The organism is Calothrix sp. UHCC 0171 (genome assembly GCF_034931845.1).
Taxonomy (GTDB): Bacteria; Cyanobacteriota; Cyanobacteriia; order Cyanobacteriales; family Nostocaceae; genus Brunnivagina.
Map to the genome: position 1 here is coordinate 1 of NZ_JAYGHN010000062.1, position 19,230 is coordinate 19,230.

A 19,230-nucleotide genomic window follows, 5' to 3' on the forward strand; every position below is an offset into this window, starting at 1 on the left:
AGAAAGTTGACCGTTGTCTGAATTTGCAGTTGCCGAAAAAATCGGTTGAGGATGCAGTTGCAGTTAGGGATTGGTTGGTTGCGAATAAAACGGCTAATTCGGCAAAGCGAATATTGACGCAAATCAAAGCCTGTTGCGATTGGGCTGTCAAATCTCAACTAATTACGAATAATCCTTTTGTGGGTATGGCTGCGGATATTAGGGTTCCCAAAGGTGAGTCGGAGGAGACGGATATCAATCCTTTTTCTTTGGAAGAACGCGATCGCATCATCCAAGAGTTTAAAAATGACCGTCATTACACATACTATGCTTCTTTCATTGAATTCCTCTTCATGACTGGCTGTAGACCATCAGAAGCGGTGGCTTTGCAGTGGAAACATATCACAGATGATTTTCGGACAATTCGCTTTGAGCAGGCTGTGGTGGAGTCAGAAAATGGCTTGGTTTGTAAAAAGGGGTTGAAAACGCAGAAAAAACGGTCTTTCCCCATAAATCAGAAGCTAGCAAGCTTGTTACAGTCTATTAAGCCCGAAGGTGTGACTGGGGAAGACAAAGTGTTCCCAGCGCCAAAAGGAGGATGGATGGATACCCATAATCTCAACAACAGGGCATGGAATTCAGTATTGAAAAGATTAGATAGTAATATTGAATACCGTAATTTGTATCAAACTCGACATACCTTCATTACCGCAGCATTGGAAACACCAATATTGATGCCGGATGGGGGAATGAGGATGTTGGATGCAAAGGATATTGCTAAGTTAGTGGGTACAAGTGCCAAGATGATTTACGAGCATTATGCAGGGGCAAGAAAAGAATTATTTGTGCCGGAGTTTTAGGTAGTTTTAGGATTAGGAAGATGACATTATCCCTATCGCTAATGTGGTAAATTGCTCTTTACATAAGGATAATAGCTATTGGGAATATGCGATTAATCAACTATAAACGACTCAAAAGCCAAGACTCATATATCCAAATAAAACAATATTTACTACTAAACAAATTCAGTATATAAACACATTAAAGTATCAGAAATTAAGTTGGCAAGTAATTACAGTAGCTACAATGTCTGTTTAGAAACGACGGTCTGTTACACTTAACTGCCGACGGCTGCCCCTGTTATTTACACTTAATATGCTACCTACTATATTTAAAACCTGCGTTCCCAGAGAAGAAATATTAGCCGGAGAGCTTTCCCTGGATTTATTTGCCGCGAAACTACGCTTGGTTGTGGAGGGGAAAGCACCCCATGTTTACCAAGACGCAACAAGATTTTTTGCCAATACCTTTGCGACGGATGGGTTAAAAACTCTAATTTCGGAGGTGTTTGGACGGTTAGTTGGTGTATCTGTGGGTTCCCCAATTATTCGTCTGGAAACCAGCTTTGGTGGTGGTAAAACCCACGATGAGATTGCACTGTGGCATATTGCCAGAAATGGACGGGGTATATCGGGATTGGAACGATTTGCTGATTTGAATTTGATTCCCCATACTCCAATTCAAGTAGCTGCGATCGCCTGTCAAGATTTAGACCCGGTTAATGGGGTGTATCATGCCGATAGTGGTATTACAACTTACACACTTTGGGGTGAAATTGCTTATCAAATTGCTGGTGTTGCAGGTTATAGTTTGCTCAAAGGTTCGGATGAACAGCGTGTTAGTCCTGGTACGGTGGTTTTAGAAAGGATAATTCAACAGGAACCAACAGTAATTATCCTGGATGAAATTGCCAGACATTTACGTGCAGCAAAAGCCACGAAGGTGGCAAATAGCGATTTAGCTGAACAGGTTGTAGCTTTTTTATTCTCCTTAATGGATTTAGCCGCAGCTTGCAGTAATTTAGTATTTGTTTATACTTTGGCTTCTTCAAGTGATAGTTTTGGCGAAGAAACTACTGATATCCGCGAGGCAATTTCAGCATCAGCAAGACAGGAAAGGGTATTAAAACCGAGTACGGATATTGAAATTTATAATATTGTTAAACAAAGATTATTTAATACTATTGACACAACTGCGGCAGAAAGTGCCGCAAAAGAATATTTACAAGTTTATAAAGCCAGTCGAATTAACTTACCCGATGGATGTAAGGATGCACGTTACAGCGAAAGTATCGAACAAAGTTATCCTTTTCATCCAGAATTATTCAACTTACTAACAAAAAAAATTGCCTCGATTCCCGATTTTCAAAGAACTAGGGGAGCGTTAAGGCTATTTGCGAGGGTGATTCGTCATTTGTGGAGCGATACAAAACATTGGATACCCCTAATTCACCCCCACCATATTCCCCTTGGTATCGAAGAAGAAATTACCAGCGATTTAACTTCACGTTTGCAACGTCCGTTGATGCGAATACCTATTAGTGCAGATATTTATAATGCGGATGGAAGGGAAGCCCACGCACAGCTACAAGATGGAGAATGGACGGCAGCAGGGAAACCGACTTTTTCAACTTGGGTTGCCAGAACAATATTTTTACATTCTATAAATCAAGGAATTGTTGCTGGAATTAGACGAGCAGAATTGAATTTATCGCTGTTAACTCCAGGGTTAGAAATTGGTTTTGTAGATACAGCTTTGGAAAGATTATCAACAGTTGCTTGGTATTTAGAAAATGATGTCATAACTTCGACTGCTAGGTTTAAAGAAGAACCATCAATTAATAAAATTATCTCTGAAGAAAAGGCGCAGATTGGCATCTCGGAAGCGAAGGAAGACTTACGAAGTCGCCGCGACGGTATATTTGCAGATAAATATTTTAAAAGAATCTCCGCTCCTGATTCTGCCGCAGATGTGGATGATACTGCCGATAATATTGCTTTGTGTTTAATTGATTTTCAGGAAGCAACAATCACCACCACAACCGAAGCACCTCCTGAGATTATCGAGCGCATTTTTAATAATACGGGTGAGTCGGGTAAGTTTCGCACTTATCGCAATCGCTTATTATTTTTAGTGGCAAATAAGCAAGAATTGGATCGAGCGATCGATATTGCTCGTGAGCATAGAGCGGTGATTAATATTCTCAGTTCTCAAAATCGCTTGCAGGATTTATCTGAAAATCAGCAACAACAACTCAAACAGAAAAAAGGTGAGTTGGATTTAAGTGTTCGTATTTCTTTAACTAATGCCTACCGTCATTTATTTTACCCCGCAAATGACCCGGTGAAAGCCCCAAAAGGGTTAATGCATTACACTTTACCTGTTCAAGATGCCAGCGAAATAAAAGGTAAAAGTAATCAGCAGGAAGTAATATTAAAAGCCCTCAAAGATTGTCAAAAAATTCGTTCTGAAGATGCAGCGCCTTACGCACCAGCCTATATTTTACAAAAAGTTTGGCTCGCTGGTTTAGACCATTGGACAACCAAGAATTTACGCGAAGCTTTTGCCAAAGATTTGGGTTTAAATATTCTCCTCGATGCTGATGTTTCTAAATTACGGGATACCATCCGTCAGGGTTTGCAAACGGGACAATGGGATATGAAAGTGGGTGAGAAGGTATTTATTAAAAGCGATGATGGGAAATTTACCCTTCCTGACACTATAGAATTTTCTGACAGGATGGTGCTTTATCGTCGCGGTATTCTGCAACTACCAAAACCGCGAGAAATTGAACTTGCATCTCAAGTAATGCCAAGTACGGATGCTTTAAAACCTGTACGCATACGGTGGAAAGCGACGGGTGCTTTGACTATTAAATTATACCAAGATGGTAATTTAATCACAGGAGAATTTCGCCCCAGCGACGAGCATGAAGTCGCAATTAATAGCACCACTAATTTTAAAATTGTTGCTGATTATGGGAATGGTGAAGTTGTCGAGAAGGAAACTCAAGCAAGTATTTTAACTTATGGTCATGACACATCCCGTACACCCAACGGAAAAGAAAAAACAGATGATTCTTGGAATGATTTATCTATATTTCAAGCCAAACCAGAGGAATTTAACTTAGATGGTAGCTTAGAAAGGGTATTTAACGAACTGAGCGATCGCATTCTCGATTATAAGGTACAGTCCGTGCGATCGCTGGAAATCTCGGTTTCCCAAGTAATGGACTACCGCAAGCTAATGACTGCTTTGGTACTATTTGCGAAACTCCCCCTCCAAATCGACCAAACCGCGACAATTAGCACGGGGGAACAGTTCCTTAGATTGGAGTACCAAGGTGCTTTAAAGGGGTTTCAAAGCTTCCAAGCTGCTGTTAACGCTTTACTCAACACAAACGATGTGAAAGCAGATGTGTCATTGAAGTTGGAATTTAAATTTTCTTCACCAATTGAACCAAACGGCTCAGAAATCAGTAATATCAAAAGTGCCCTAAATCGTAATCCGGTTGAGAGGTTAAATTTATTGGTAAAAGTAACTTACTGAAAATGCAAGAGTTTCAACTGCGTGTGCTGGGTACAGATAATAACAACTTTGCCCTGGAATTATATCAGTGTGCTTATAGAAAAGCTGGTGAGAAAAAGCGTCCTTCTGCCAAGCGGATTGGACGTTTAAAGGGTAATGCTTTGGTGCAGGTAAAACAGGCGATTTATGATTGTTTGAAAGCGAATAATTATGACCCTAAAACACTCAGTCATAATCGCCAAAGTGCTTATATTTTAGATGAGGAATCGGGTACTAATTTGGCGTTGTTATTTCAGACTTTGCAGCCACTTTCTAAACCCGAACGCATTGCGAATATTACTAAGGGAATTATTGCCATGAGTAATGAAGAATCCCATTATTGGTTTGCGAAAATTAGTAACGGGAAACGCAGTCAAGCTTTGAGAGCTATTCGCGTTCTTTTGGGGGATTAAAATTAACTCCTATGATTTGAATAATTGATATTTTCAATACTTTACAAAGCCAAATTAGTATTTTCTACTAACTAACCTCAATCTATTATGTATTCTTTCCAAGGCACACATTGAATAGAAAGATTTGCCATAAATTGGGATATACGTAATAAGTAGGAATTCCTCTAGAATTTTGAGCCATGAGTACAACAGGTATTCCAGGAAATATAGGTTGAAATGCCTGTAAAGCTTTATCAGTTTGAGTTTTAATATCTACAACACTCTGTTTGACGGTAACCACGGCAAATGTTAGCCCTTGTTCTTTGATAACTGCTCCTTGAAACTTCATAAATCACTCCTTATCAAATGTAAGTACGAATTAATACTGTCCAGTGAAACCTAAAATTTCTAGTAGAGATGCGATTAATCGCATCTCCGTAAGCCAATTTTAAAAACTAATAATTTTGTGCTAAATGTTATTATTCCATGCCGATAAATCTGCCGGGAATTAATAGACGTTCTTCTGGATAAAGAAGGTAATACTCCTCTTGAGAAAGTTTTGTGTAATCTCGTTGATTATGTAACGAGAAGAAATTTTCGATTGCTCGATTTAGAACATCGTAGATTGGACACTGCACTAGAGCTAGTCCTTGATAGAAGCCAGTTACCATCACGGTAAAATAAGTATTTGCAAAAATACCTACTGCGCTTCTCAATTCATATTCTTCACCAAGTACCAAATCGTTATATATACTACCAAGCAAAAAGAGAACACGCGGTTCTTTATTTGGGTTTCTTGGAGTATACGGAAGGGGCAAATAGACATCAGGCATAGATTATTATCCACATAATATATACTCAATTTTGTTGGGGAAACAGTTATTTAGACGTATAAACAACTATACTGACAGTAATTGTTGTATAAAGCACGAGCCACTATTAAGTTACTTTTGCCATTCGGCAAGGTAAACGAACACGATCACCTCTCCCCCGACGACTGCGATCGCTGTTGCTACAGTCCAAACAATCTTTGTTTGCACGCGGTTCTACCTGTTCGATACGGTGTTCTCGTACAAACTCGATTTGGTGGTATAGTTTGGCTTCTGGCTTGTGTAATCCTGCGAACATCATCATAAAAATATTTACGGCTGGTTCAGCTGATTTTACATTAAGCGTAATGACGCTAGGTTGAGCAATACTATCATCCTCAACGTATTGCTGATTTCGCTTTTCTTCTAAGCTCAAAGTCTCTTGTTGTAACCTACCTGGTGGGATTAATTCGTGGCAGTGCAAGCAACCACCATAGGCATGGGGAAGTACGGGACGAGTTGCAGTAAAAATATCACCAACTTGCTTGGTTTGCTTATCGACGGGAACTTTAGCACCTATTTGTATGCCAGGAATTAAATACTGGTGTACCAGAGCATTGAAGACTAGGCGACTTTGCATGGAGTCAGCTGCTAGGAATATAAAATCAGCATCTACAAGCAATTTTGCTGTTTGTTCATCAGCGATATTGCCAATGATCGCATCATAGCGGATGAACGGATTCGCTTGCTTGGCAACTCGTCGGGCAACATGGACTTTGTAGGGAGATAAGCGCAGACCCAACTTTTTTAACCAAGGGATATTAGATTGAGTTAACCAACTCATCCCTTCCCAAGATTTAGTACCAACTACCCGAGGAAGATTAGTTAATTCAACTCGGTCAAAGTCGATCGCAACAATATGTCCGACTCCCAAACGGGACAACCATTCGTTGATTAGGGAACCTCCCCCACCAAGCCCGATAATTCCCACCTTCAAATTAGAGAAAATTTCTTGCCCAACATCGCCAAACAAACGCGAGTGGCGGTCATAAAGGGGATTTGCAATCGGCGATCGCTTCCTTGGGGAAGGGTAGAGTTGACGAATATTAGCACCAATAATAGTCATGCGATCAAGTTGATACCGACCAGAAGGAGTCCAAATGTCTCCAGCTACTGCATTTTTGGCAAACACCAATGCTCCAACCGGACCACCACGAGTGATATCTAACAATGCTGGATATCCTCGCTCGTGGGATGCAATATCATCTGCGGAAAAGCTAACTTTATCTTTACCACCATGACAGTGAACGGCAAGATAGCAGAGATTTTCCCTGGCACAGTAATTAGAGACTTCTGCAACAAACTTTGCTGTTAAAGCGCGATATCCGCGTTGACCGGGGACATAATCAATTCCATCCCTTGCCAGAATTACTTTTCTTGCTAACAATCGTGTTCCGCGATCGCTTTCAACAATTCCAGCGACAATAACAGCACCATGTTCATCTCCATCACCAGGAAATAAGTAATTGAAAAGCTTTTCATACTCCGGTGCGTCTATTCTGACTTCTATCGGTTCTTTCATCGACTTCTTAGCCACTCCAATACTTTGCATAACTTGGTTGCAGCCGTGTCAATGGCGGCATTCCATCGATTTGAACGCCGCGATACTTGGATTACCTGTCTATTTTGCCAAGTAGCAACAGACAACCCAGCACCCTGAACTAAGCCATCGACCCGGCGTAACTCTGCATCCAGATAATGAGGGTAAACATCGGCGTGGGGGTAGGCATAGGAAATAGTGAAACCGACCCAGGAAGAAGAAGGAACGTACTGTTTACCAAGAAATAAATCATGGACAATAACGTATGCTCCCCCCTGTGCTTCAGCTTCCACTTTGACCAGATGCCCGGAAAAGGTTTGTTCGATTTGTGAGATCGCTCTTTCAACTTCTGGTGTCATCTTCACCTCCTATGAGTTGTCATCGGGTGCAGTGGCACAGAACTTTTGACCCTCGTGCAGGGCAATGGTTTCGCAATCTCCAATTTGCTTGAGGGGCGAATTACCTTTGACCTCGAAGAGTACGAAATCTTCTTGTATTGCAAGACCTTGTTGAATAGCAGTTTGTTTAATTTCTAAACCTGTAACTTTATGCTTGGTAAAGGTTATGGGGCGTTCGTTGACAGTAACGGTAATGGTTTTTGGCTTTTTTGCCAGTAGTTCAGTATCGTGCCTAGATTCAATCTGCATATTGGGAATCCTTTATGAATTTACTTGCGGTTTTGAAATTAAAGTTCTAGGGAGTAGCAGATATTGCACTCCCCATCGGTAAGTTGTTTGAAAAACGAACTAATTAGAGCGTTTGTGTTTAGTTGGGTCAACCAGCTTGTAACGCTGACCTGCTTGTGGAGTTGGGGGCAGAGGTTCGCCTTTGGTAACAGTACGCTCCTCTCCAGTTCCACCACCACGGGGCCCCGTAATCTCGTATTGACCCGACTTTTTCGCTATTTCGCCCGATTTCTTAAGTTCGTCAGCCATAAATCTCCTTTTTGTTAGATTATCGAACAGGTTCAACTTTATACTAACATAGTGTTTTAAAATCTAACAACAAAATGAATTATTTTATGGTTAAATTGCTTTAGAATGGAATTATATGTTCGATAATCAAACAAAGTGTAGGTCGCAAGGAGATGGATTACGCAGAACTAGGTCGCCGGATTCGCGTTGCTAGGGAGGAAGCTTCGCTGTCTCAAGATGTCGTAGCACAGCATCTTGATATGCCGCGTTCTGCTGTGTCTTTAATAGAGAGTGGCAAACGCAAGGTAGACAGTCTGGAACTTGAACGTTTCTCCCGTTTAGTTGGCAAGAGTATTCTGTTTTTTTTTGATGAAGTTTCTGGAGCGGTAGAGACAAGTAATTTTGAGGAGGATGACCCAACTCAAGTTCTTTTTAGCGCGAACCAAGCAGTTGATATTTCGCCAGATAAAGAGCAAATTGAGCGATTCCGTCAGTTTCATCGTAATTTTGGCGAATTAGCTCGGCAGCTAAATCGTGTTCCCAAGCCCTACTCAACAGAACCTCTGTATAACGTATTTAAGGCGACTCCAGCAGCAGCTAAGTGGATGGCAACACAAGAGCGTGCCCGATTAGGGATTCCTATTTCCAGCCCTATTAGAGATATGTGGGGAATTTTGGAAACCCAAGGTGTCAGGGTAATGGCATGGGATTTGGCAACACCCAAATTAGGAGGATGTTTTATATTTTCTCCTTCCCTTGGTTCTTTTGTGCTGGTCAAAAGAAATTTGAGAGATTCCTCCGCTAACATGCTGAATTTTGTGTTGGCACATGAGTATTGTCATAATTTGATTCATCGTCAGCAAAAAGGTATTACCTGTGACCCTAGCGGCAATTATCGCCAACCAGAAGAATATTTTTCTCAATGGTTTGCTGCTAATTTTCTCATGCCAGAAGAAGCAATAGTTCCCATGTTAACTAACTATTTAGAAGAAACAAATGGAGAAATTACTGCTCAAATTGTAATGAATTTAGCTTTAGATTTTGGGGTTAGCTATAAAGCAATGCTCTACCGCTTAGGGGATAAGAGAATTGAATTAATTGACAAAAATGTTGTCAAAAAACTGGAAAAAGAAAAACCTCAACAACTACTTGCTCAAATTGGTCGCTCTGTTCCTCGCTTGGAAAAAATCAATCACTTTCCTAATGAGTATATAGATATGAACTTTGAAGCATACCGATTAGGCTTTATCAGCTTAGGTAAATTAGCTGAACTGTTAGAAATAACCCTGGAAGAAGCAAAAGAGCAATTAAATTCAAGAGACATTCCTATTAATTTAGGTGTCAATTCCGAGTTAGAACTTTTAAGCGATATTGAGAACGCTTAACTATTTGGTGTGAAGATTGAACGGAAAAAAGAGTGAACTCAAAAAGTACAGAACCAGAGGCATCGCCAATAATTTTTGATAACACTGTACTGAGTAATTTTGCTCTTGCAGAGGTTTTCGATGTCCTCCAAAGGCTCTACCCGTGTAGAGCCTTTGTTGGTAAGGCTGTTCAACGCGAAATTCAAGCAGGAATTAACAGCGCTTCCACGTCTGCTAGTTCAAAAAACCGAACTAAACTGGAGCAAATTAATCAAGCTTTAGATGATGGTTGGTTGCGATCGCCTTCAGACGAGGTGAACCCCAATGATGATGCTGTTGAGTTACGGCTAAACCTAGAATATAGTCAAAGGTTTGGCGCAGGAGAGTCAGAAGCAATGGCGATCGCTCGCAACCGTGGCTGGGTTTTTGCTTCTGATGATGGTGCTGCCAGGAAGTTTGCCAAAGAGCAGAGTATAAGCATAACAGGCACTTTAGGGATTCTTGTCAAAGCCGTTAAAAACAAAATTCTCTGTTTGTCTCTTGCGGATGCTATTCATAGACAAATGGTGGATGAGGGCTATCGTTCCCCCTTGTCCTACGAAAATGGTATTTCGACTTATCTCAATCGATAATTTAGCTGATAAAACCAGTTTTATCATTAAAAATGCGGTTTAAACAACAATTACCACAATTAGAAAAACCAAAAGGCAAATACTTTATTACATTTGTAACTTGGGAAAGGCTAGAACTAAATCAAGATTCAAGACAATTGGTATTGGATGCTTGCAAGTTTTTTCATGGGCAAAGATATGAACTTTTTGCCGCAGTTATCATGGTAGACCATGTACATCTTTTGATTCAACCTTTCCCAAAATCAGAAACAGAATATTGGTCAATAGGGAGTATTTTACACAGCATTAAAAGTTATAGTTCAAAACAAATTCCTCAAGTGATGTTACATATTGGGAAAGTTTGGCAAGATGGTAGATATGATGAAATGATGAGAAGTGAAGAATAATTTAATAATAAATGGGAATATATTAGGCAAAATCCCGTGAAAGCCGGTTTATCAAAAACACCTGAAGAATACCCTTTTCTATGGGAAACATTTTGATTCATTTTGATTTTCGATAACAGCAGGGAGCAAGATGCTCCCACTACAGGATACGATTCCTAAACGCGAACGACTTACCTAGCGCAAGCTTAAAATTATTCCTACCATACACCCAATTCTGTAGTGCGGGCATCTTGCCCGCGTTTGAAATCAAACCTTGCTCGCTTTTATCTGAAAAATGCTTGTTTTTATTCCAAAACACCCATGTTTACAAAAAACACCAACATTTGTGAATATAAACAATCGCACTACAATATACATGACCTAAAATTACCAATCTCCCGCGCCCATGTCCAACCCCACCCCCAAACGTCCCGAACTATTCATCGAGAAACGGATGCCCGTGCAACTGCTGAACGAGCAGGTATATTACGAGCATGGGGGAAATCCGTTTAAGGGGTTGCATCGCTGGTATTCACGTAAACCATTATCATTTAGTCGCGCTTCGGTTTTGGCTTCGTTGCTACCAGCAGATGTGACGATCGCGGAATTTGAGTATTTGTTGGGGTTGGAACCGGGGAAGGAGGTTAAGTTGTATAAAACACCTCCCAGTTCGGTAAGAATTAAGAAGGTGCATGATTATTGCGATCGCGTTTGGGGAACTCGCACACCGACTGTGTTGGATGCCTTTGCGGGTGGTGGTAGTATACCTTTTGAGGCTGCGAGGTATGGGTTAAATGTGTTGGCTTCGGATTTGAATCCGGTTGCGGTGGTGACGATGAAAGCTGCGATGGAATATCCGTTGAAGTTTGGTCCCGATTTGCAGCAGGATATTGATAAATGGGTGAAGTGGGTTGGGGATGAGGCTGAGAAAAGGTTGGCTGAGTTTTTCCCTTGTTTGCCTGGGGAAACTGTGCAAAATTATTTATGGGCACATACGGTTGTTTGTCCTAGTTGTGAGTCGGTTGTTCCTTTGAGTCCAAATTGGTGGTTGAGTAGGACTAGCAATTATGCGGGAAAAGGACAAGCAAGGAAAGTTACAAGTGATTGGTATGCGCTAAAGCCAATTCCTAATCCTGAAAATAAGCGGGTTGATTTTGAATTGGTTAAGGGGAAAAAGGGGAAGGGGACGACGATTCAAGTAGACGGCGAAGACTATGATCCAGCTACTACAATTACTCTTAGTCGAGGAGTTGGTAAATGCCCTAACTGTAATAGTGTGATTGAAGAAGAAGCAATTAAAGGGTACTCATCAACCAATAATTTTGGGTATCAAATATTTGCGGTTGCGTATAAAGACGGTAGTTCAGGGTTAAAATTCAGATTGCCTGAGAAAATTGATTTTGATAGTTTTTATAAGGCAGAAGCTTCTTTAAAAGATAAATATTCTGATGTCAGTACTGTGAATCTAATTCCCTGTGAGTCAACGAGTACAGGTTTGCATGATTCTCCACGTAATTATGAATATGGTTTACGGAGATATGATAATTGTTTTAACTCTCGCCAGCTTTTAACACTTGTAACTTATGCAGAAATTACTAACGAAGCAAAAGCACTAATTCAAGTTGAGTATGAATGGGATAAAGCACAGGCAATTATAACTTATTTAGCATTAGTATTAGATAGATGCGTTGATAAAAATTCTAGATTAACTCATTGGGATGGAAGTGCTTTAAAAGTTCAACCTGCAAGTGCTCAACATTCTTTGAATTTATTTTGGAGCTATCCTGAATCTAGTGGAACTTGGAGATTATGGACATCTTGTTCTGATTGTGCAGATGATTATTATAAGCTTTGTTCAACTTTACTTACAAAACCAAGTTCAACAGGCATCCCAGGAATCGAACAACACGACCCAAAATCCATCCAAATCGAATCAGCATCCGCCGATAATTTAACCCACATCCCCGATAATTCCGTAGACGCAGTTATCACAGACCCTCCTTATTATTCCACAATTCAATACGCCGAATTATCAGACTTTTTCTACGTTTGGCTAAAACGCACCCTCGGCGACATCTTCCCCGAATTATTCTACCTCGAACTCACCGACAAAGACCGCGAAGCCGTCGCCAATCCATCCCGCTTCCGCAACATGGGAGTATCCCCCGAAGAACTTGCCAACCAAGACTACGAAGCCAAAATGGCAATGGCATTCTCAGAATACCACCGTGTCCTCCGCGACGACGGCGTAATGACAGTACAATTTAACCACAAAGACTCCGGTGCATGGGATGTCCTCGCCAAATCCCTCATCGATGCAGGATTCGAGATTACCGCATCTTGGGCAGTCAGCACCGAAAACCCGCAAAACTTGCACCAAGCGCAGAAAAACGCCGTATCCAGCACCGTCCTTTTAGTATGCCGCAAACGCGACCCCAACGCCGCCCAAGCTTGGTGGGATGATGTCCGCATCGACGTGCGAAATATCGTCTTTGAAAAAGCCCCAGAAATCGAAAAATCCTTAACCGCAGATTCCCGTCCTGCTGCTGACAGAGTAGCCGATCCGCGCCGTCGCATCAAACCCCCCGGTATCGATTTATGCTTAACCGCCTACGGTAGTGCATTAAGCGTCTTTACCAAACATAGTTCCATTCTCGACAGCGCAGGTAATCAAGTCGAACCCAAAGCCGCATTTGAAGAAGTGCGTCAAGCTATAGTTGCATACCGACTGCAAAACCTCTTAGAAGGCAAAGACTTTAACGGCATCGACCCCTTAACCCAATGGTACATCCTTGCGTGGGACACATTTGAAGCGCGAGAATTTCCCTTCGACGAAGCTAGACAATTAGCATTAGCAGTGGGTGGTTTTGACGTTTCCGATTTAGTCAAAAAACACAAATTACTCGACTCCGGAAGCGGTTTCTGCAAACTCCTCACCCCCCAACAAAGACTGAAAAAACGCGCTTTCTCCGTAATTGATACCGAATTTTCCGCCCGCTTTTTAGTCGATGGACTTCATGCAATAATTGCCATCTACGAAGAAGAAGGAAACATCGAACCCGTGCGAAGATTTATGAAAAGTACGGGATTAGTTAGTAACGATTTATTTATGCGTAGCTTTGAAGTCGCATTAAAAGTAATACCCCGAATTGGTGATGAGAAAAAGCGGATTTTGGAAGAGAAATATTTATTAGACTTGTGGTTATCGATGGATGAAATTAAAGCCAAGGTATCTTACAAACAGATTGAAATCCCATTAGATGAAGGGGGACAATTGAGCTTATTTTAATTAATATATATTTGTGATACATTCCCCGTAGTGCGGGCATCTTGCCCGCGTTTGCATCCAAAAATTATATTTGGTAATTGACAATAATTAATTGTAGTGCGGGCATCTTGCCCGCGTTTAGATTTATCATCTTGCCCACGTTTGAATTCATAAATTTTATTTAGATAATATAAATTTCACAACAGCAGGAAGAAATATCTTATTTTCACAACAGCAGCGAGCAAGATGCTCCCACTACGAAATATAAATACTAAAATATAATCACACCCTTCGCTCGAGGGCTATGATAATGTATCAATACAATCCCCTACATTGCCTACCATCTTCCGCAGAACTACCAGATTCTGACGACAAACCAGTGGATAGCGAACTACAAATACTCATACCCAACTTACTTTTAGCGATTTTGTCAGCAATTTGGCAAAACCGTGATAATTGGTATTTTGGCATAAATATGGGAGTTTATTATGAACCCAATAAAGATGCTATTGTACCCGATGGATTTTTGAGTTTGGGTGTGGAAAGATTTGTCGGAGAAAATGGACGTTCCAGTTATGTACTTTGGGAAGAAGATAATATTCCCCCGATTTTAGCTATAGAAATTGTTTCCCAAACATATAACGGCGAATACGAACAAAAGAAAACAGATTATGCCGAATTAGGAATATTATATTACGTAATTTATGCACCAACACGCCTACGTCGCAAACGCCAAAGATTGGAAGTTTATCGCTTAGTTAACGGTGAATATATTTTACAACCTGGCAATAAAATTTGGATGCCAGAAATAGGTTTAGGTATTGGAAGAGAACAAGGAACCTTTCAAGGAAGAACAAGAGAATGGTTATTTTGGTATAACGAAAATGGTGATAGATACCAGACACCAGAAGAAATAGTTCTAACCCAACAGGAACAATTACAACAAACTCAACAACAACTGCAAGAAATTTTAGCCAAATTGCAGCAACAAGGAATCGACCCAAATACACTTTAAATCGTTTAATAATTAGTTAAAATGAGATATATGTAAGTAAAATTTACAAAAACTATGACAGCAAGCAATATCAGACAGAAAATATCAGAGTATGTTGAAGTATTACCACCCGAACAAGTAAAAACTCTCCTTTTAGCATGGCTAACTAGTTCATCCGGGAACTTAGAAGATTTTGAGCAGCTACTAACCAATCAACCTACGCAAACTATAGAAGAATCACTTGAATTTGGTGAGATTGAGGCAAATCTAGATTTTCAGCCTCTCACAGAAACCGAAATGGTTCAACAAAGTAAATTAGCCCTTGAAGCTTATCGTCGCAAAGGTTCTGGAGTTGCACATAATGTTGTACGTGAATGGGCTGAAACTTTAGGAACAGACGAAGAACAGCCATGTCCCAGATAGTTTGGACTGAAACTGCCATTGATGACTTAAACCGCCATTATGATTTTATCAAAATTAATAGTCCCGATGCCGCAGCACAGGCAATACAAACAATAGTTTCTTCGGGTGAGAGTTTACAGCAAAATCCCCGTCGGGGTGCAATTTTAGATGAAATAGCAGGTTTACGGAAATTTTTAGTATCCTTTGGTAAATACGGTTACATTATTCACTACGTTATCCTTGAAGATGACGTGATTATTTTGCGCGTCTACCACGGACGAGAAAATAGACCTCGCTAGTGGATTCTTATCTAAATAACCGTATAATATGCCCAAATTATTACGCGAATATCCCTGGAAAATTAGCTACACCAGCAACACCCACAACACCATTGCAGACTTCTACATTCCCGCATTAGAATGCGCCATCCAGTACGATCGCAAAGCCGGTTTTTTCAACAGTGCAATTCTCAGCAAGGTAGCTCGTGGTTTGGGTGCAATGCTCCATTCTGGGGGTAAAATGCGATTAATTATGGGTTGTCAATTTAGCCCCCAAGATTTAGAAGCAATTCAACAGGGTTATTCCCTCCGCGATACACTAATAACCCGTCTTGATGCTGACTTAAACCCACCAGAAAATTTTGCCCAACTCAAACACTTTGAGATTCTAAGTTGGTTAATTCAAAATAATTATTTAGATATTAAAATAGCAATTCCACTTAAAGATAACGGTTTACCAGAAGACAGCACCAAACAACTCGACCCTCAACATATTTTTCACGAGAAAGTTGGTATATTTACAGATACAAATGGCGACCAATTAGCTTTTAATGGTTCCAATAATGAGTCTATTGGTGGTTGGGAAAGAAATGTCGAATCATTCCACGTTTATTGCTCTTGGGAAGGTGGAAGAGAACTAGATAGAGTTCAAGAAGAAATTTCTAGATTTGAGCAGTTATGGTACGATATATCTCCCAATGTACGAGTTTTTGAAGTACCCGAAGCCGTACAGAAAAAGTTGCTGAGATATGCACCAGCTTCTAAGCCAATATGGAATTCGCAAACGGAATTTGATACGCGACCAATTGACCCCACCCTAACCCTCTCAATTCAGGGAGAAGGAACAGGAAATAATGATAGTGGGCAAGGTTTAATTAATAGTAGTGGGCAAGGTTTAATTAATAGTAGCGGGCAAGATTTAATTAATAGTAGCGGGCAAGATGCCCGCACTACAGAAATAATTACAGAAACAATTAATGATGGTAGTGGGAGCAGCGTTCGACTGAGCGCTCACGCCGAAGTCTTGCTCCCTGGTAAAAATAACATAAATGATAACAGGCAAGATGCCTGTTCCACAGAAGAATTAAGAGCAGAATTAGAGCAATTCCAACAATTAGTAAATATTCACCAACACCCAGGTTGTTTGGACTTCTGTTTAAAATCAATCCCTATTAATCCCTGGATACATCAAATCAAAATTCTGCGTCGTGTTGCCGAAAAATTTCCCCAAAGTTTTCTCATTGCAGATGAAGTTGGCTTAGGAAAGACAATCGAAACGGGTTTAATTTTACGATATTTAATATTATCAAAACAAGTCAAACGAGTTTTAATCCTCGCTCCTGCAAGTGTCCAACCCCAATGGCAGGAAGAATTACGCGAGAAATTTAACTTACATTTTTGGAGTTACACATCGGTCGATTTTAAAGACCCTTACAAAAATACCATTCCCGCAGATACGAATAATCCCTGGAATACTCAAAACTTAATTCTTGCATCTTCCCATTTAGTGCGGAGAACCGAAAGAATTGAACAATTACTGTCAGCAGAGCCTTGGGATTTAGTTATTCTCGACGAAGCACATCACGCACGACGAAAAAGTCCCCAAAATCGCAAAGAAACACCAAATCGCCTATTAGAATTAATGGAGCAGCTCAAAGAAAAAACTAAATCTTTAGTTCTTCTCTCCGCTACCCCCATGCAAATCGATGCGATCGAAATATTTGATTTATTACACTTATTAGGATTGGAAGGACATTGGAGTTATGGTGATAATTTCTGCAACTACTTTGAATCATTACAAGCAAATCCAAAACAAGAAACTCTCAACTTTTGGCAAATCATGTCCAGCGATTATTTTCAACGTGGTGGAAAACCTTGCTCGTTGCTAGAAGAATATTTACAGAAAAAAGACAGAATTGGGGCATATAAATTACGCGATACTTGGCAGCAAGGTAGAAAAATTAGTAACCATAAACAATTATTAGCTGACGATAATTTTATCAACACTTCCCGTCAATATCTGACAGCAAACACTCCCCTCAAAGACCTAATGTTTCGTCATACCCGCGATACTCTACGTCAATATTATCGTCGGGGACTGCTAGAAAAAGATATTCCCATGCGAATTGTACAGGATAATGCGATCGCACTCGAACCACAACGGGAAGTAGTGCTATATCAAGCAGTTAGCGATTACGTGCGTCATTTTTACCGACTAGCACAAAAAGACCAACGCTCCTGTTTGGGTTTCTTAATGACCCTATATCGCAAACGTTTAACAAGTTCATTCTACGCCATCAAATCATCTCTGCAACGCCGCTTAGATTTTCTTTTAACCCAACAGGGAAGCGTTTTGAGTAACGATGATTTAGCCGATTTAGACGATGCAGATGAGGCTGTAATTACCGGGATGGAATCCTACCTACAAACTATTAAAGAAGAAGTAGACCCTCAAGAAATTCAATATTTGGAAGATTTATTACGACAATTTGACAATACAGGTGAAGATACCAAACTTTCCCAATTTATTACCATACTTCGCCAAGAATTAATCGAAAGAGAAACCGCGATCGCCTTTACCCAATATACCGATACAATGGACTATTTGCGGGATACATTACGCAATACCTTCGGCAACCAAGTCGCCTGCTATTCAGGGCGCGGTGGCGAACTATACACAAACGGAGAATGGTGTATCGTCCCCAAAGAAGAAATTAAACGCCGCTTTCGGGAAGAAGAAATCAAAATTCTCCTATGTACCGAATCTGCCAGCGAAGGGTTAAACTTACAAAATTGCGGTGTATTAATTAACTACGATATGCCGTGGAATCCCATGCGTGTCGAACAACGAATTGGTAGAATCGATCGCATCGGACAAAGATATCCAACCGTGAGAATTCATAACTTTTACTACGATGGCACCGTAGAAGCAAAAGTGTATCGAAAACTGCGCGATCGCATCAATGCATTTGCCACAGTCGTCGGCAATTTGCAACCCATCTTAGCCCAAGTTCCCACCTTCATCGAACAAGCCGTGATGAGTGCTGACCCAGAAGAAGAGGATGTTTTAATGTCTGAATTTGATTCAGTATTAGACGCACCTCCACTACGTTTAGCAGTGGAAGATATGATTTCTATGGATTTAGATGCAGACATCGCCGAAACTCGCAAACCAGTATACCCAACACCATTTACACCAGAAAGCATCGAGCAGCTATTTACTAATTCCGTATTATTGCGTATGCATGGTATTAGTTTTCAAAAAACAGGCGATACCATCTTCGTTCCGCTTTGCGGTTCCCGCAGGGTTGGTTGCCAAAGGCATCGTATTTGGGAGCTTGTTCATAAAGCTCAAAATTACACCATCACATTTTACCCAGATGTATTTGATGAAATGTCTTCGCTACGATTGATGACTTTCGGCGACCCCTTATTTGAAGAAATACTCAATATTTCAACAACAGAAGTTATAAAAAGCTAGGTAAAAAAATCTCATGATTTTGGCGGCGCCCTGTTACAAGTTTGTAAGGTTATCCCAGAGAATATCGGCAACGGGTATTTCCACCTATGCCAAATTTTGACATTTTCCCTTCCCAACTGATACTGAAACGGACAAATAATATTTACTATTGGAGAATGTTTGCAAACCGAAAAGTCAGCGTTTGTGATATGGCTCTCCTCTTCGGTGATACAGCTAATATTTTCTTCCAAATGCGCCCATACCTGATATGCGATCGCACAAGCAAGCAAAGGTGGAACGCTATTTCCAATAGCCTTATGAGCAGCCAACTTACTTGTCCCGAAATTGAACCAATCAGGAAAACTG

17 protein-coding genes and 1 pseudogene are annotated in these 19,230 nt (G+C 40.6%); 11 read left to right on the forward strand and 7 right to left on the reverse strand.

The window, feature by feature from the left end:
• The 3 genes from VB733_RS25580 to VB733_RS25590 form a co-directional block, all read left to right on the forward strand.
• Nucleotides 1-839 (forward strand): site-specific integrase (locus VB733_RS25580; RefSeq protein ID WP_323342867.1); only part of this gene is annotated, 839 nt, incomplete at its 5' end.
• Between the two features lie 295 nt (nt 840-1,134).
• Nucleotides 1,135-4,368 carry an ATP-binding protein gene (locus VB733_RS25585; protein ID WP_323342868.1) on the forward strand — a complete coding sequence of 1,078 codons (3,234 nt, stop codon included), beginning with the start codon at nt 1,135-1,137 and terminating at the stop codon, nt 4,366-4,368.
• A 2-nt stretch (nt 4,369-4,370) separates the two neighbouring features.
• Entirely contained in the window at nt 4,371-4,799 is a 429-nt protein-coding gene (locus VB733_RS25590; RefSeq protein ID WP_323342869.1) for a hypothetical protein, read from the forward strand.
• A gap of 85 nt (nt 4,800-4,884) precedes the next feature.
• On the opposite strand, the gene VB733_RS25595 is transcribed toward VB733_RS25590, so the two are convergent.
• The 6 genes from VB733_RS25595 to VB733_RS25620 all read right to left on the reverse strand — a co-directional run bounded on the left by VB733_RS25595 (nt 4,885) and on the right by VB733_RS25620 (nt 8,122).
• A complete protein-coding gene (locus tag VB733_RS25595) occupies nt 4,885-5,127 on the reverse strand; it encodes a hypothetical protein (protein WP_323342870.1) in 243 nt (80 codons plus the stop codon).
• A 130-nt stretch (nt 5,128-5,257) separates the two neighbouring features.
• Entirely contained in the window at nt 5,258-5,611 is a 354-nt protein-coding gene (locus VB733_RS25600) for a hypothetical protein (RefSeq protein WP_323342871.1), read from the reverse strand.
• 106 nt (nt 5,612-5,717) lie between these two features.
• Nucleotides 5,718-7,169 (reverse strand): ThiF family adenylyltransferase, encoded by a 1,452-nt coding sequence (locus VB733_RS25605; protein WP_323342872.1) that lies wholly within the window; start codon nt 7,167-7,169, stop codon nt 5,718-5,720.
• Nucleotides 7,166-7,546 carry an E2/UBC family protein gene (locus VB733_RS25610; protein WP_323342884.1) on the reverse strand — a complete coding sequence of 127 codons (381 nt, stop codon included), beginning with the start codon at nt 7,544-7,546 and terminating at the stop codon, nt 7,166-7,168. Before VB733_RS25610 ends, VB733_RS25605 begins: the two co-directional genes overlap by 4 nt.
• Nucleotides 7,547-7,555: 9 nt before the next feature.
• Nucleotides 7,556-7,834 (reverse strand): multiubiquitin domain-containing protein, encoded by a 279-nt coding sequence (locus tag VB733_RS25615; RefSeq protein WP_323342873.1) that lies wholly within the window; start codon nt 7,832-7,834, stop codon nt 7,556-7,558.
• A gap of 99 nt (nt 7,835-7,933) precedes the next feature.
• Nucleotides 7,934-8,122, reverse strand: coding sequence for a hypothetical protein (locus tag VB733_RS25620; protein ID WP_323342874.1), 189 nt, complete (start codon nt 8,120-8,122; stop codon nt 7,934-7,936).
• A gap of 152 nt (nt 8,123-8,274) precedes the next feature.
• On the opposite strand from VB733_RS25620, the gene VB733_RS25625 reads away from it, so the two are divergent.
• From VB733_RS25625 to VB733_RS25660, 8 genes and pseudogenes are all read left to right on the forward strand, one after another.
• Complete coding sequence (locus VB733_RS25625) at nt 8,275-9,486, forward strand: ImmA/IrrE family metallo-endopeptidase (protein WP_323342875.1); 1,212 nt, start codon at nt 8,275-8,277, stop codon at nt 9,484-9,486.
• A gap of 32 nt (nt 9,487-9,518) precedes the next feature.
• Nucleotides 9,519-10,097, forward strand: coding sequence for a nuclease (locus VB733_RS25630; protein ID WP_323342876.1), 579 nt, complete (start codon nt 9,519-9,521; stop codon nt 10,095-10,097).
• 32 nt (nt 10,098-10,129) lie between these two features.
• Nucleotides 10,130-10,579 (forward strand): annotated as a pseudogene (locus VB733_RS25635) (REP-associated tyrosine transposase).
• A 289-nt stretch (nt 10,580-10,868) separates the two neighbouring features.
• The gene (locus VB733_RS25640; protein WP_323342878.1) at nt 10,869-13,751 is read left to right on the forward strand and encodes a DUF1156 domain-containing protein; all 2,883 of its coding nucleotides are present in this window, start codon (nt 10,869-10,871) and stop codon (nt 13,749-13,751) included.
• Nucleotides 13,752-14,040: 289 nt separating this feature from the next.
• Complete coding sequence (locus VB733_RS25645) at nt 14,041-14,745, forward strand: Uma2 family endonuclease (protein WP_323342879.1); 705 nt, start codon at nt 14,041-14,043, stop codon at nt 14,743-14,745.
• 54 nt (nt 14,746-14,799) lie between these two features.
• On the forward strand, nt 14,800-15,147 hold the full coding sequence (locus VB733_RS25650) for a hypothetical protein (protein WP_323342880.1): 348 nt from the start codon (nt 14,800-14,802) through the stop codon (nt 15,145-15,147).
• On the forward strand, nt 15,135-15,425 hold the full coding sequence (locus VB733_RS25655; RefSeq protein ID WP_323342881.1) for a type II toxin-antitoxin system RelE/ParE family toxin: 291 nt from the start codon (nt 15,135-15,137) through the stop codon (nt 15,423-15,425). The genes VB733_RS25650 and VB733_RS25655 overlap by 13 nt, the downstream gene beginning before the upstream one ends.
• Before the next feature lie 28 nt (nt 15,426-15,453).
• Nucleotides 15,454-18,885, forward strand: a complete 3,432-nt coding sequence (locus tag VB733_RS25660; RefSeq protein WP_323342882.1) for an SNF2-related protein — start codon at nt 15,454-15,456, stop codon at nt 18,883-18,885.
• An 11-nt stretch (nt 18,886-18,896) separates the two neighbouring features.
• Here the strand turns inward: VB733_RS25660 and VB733_RS27535 are convergent, their stop codons facing one another.
• A complete protein-coding gene (locus VB733_RS27535) occupies nt 18,897-19,193 on the reverse strand; it encodes a hypothetical protein (protein ID WP_416336350.1) in 297 nt (98 codons plus the stop codon).
• Nucleotides 19,194-19,230: the final 37 nt, after the last annotated feature.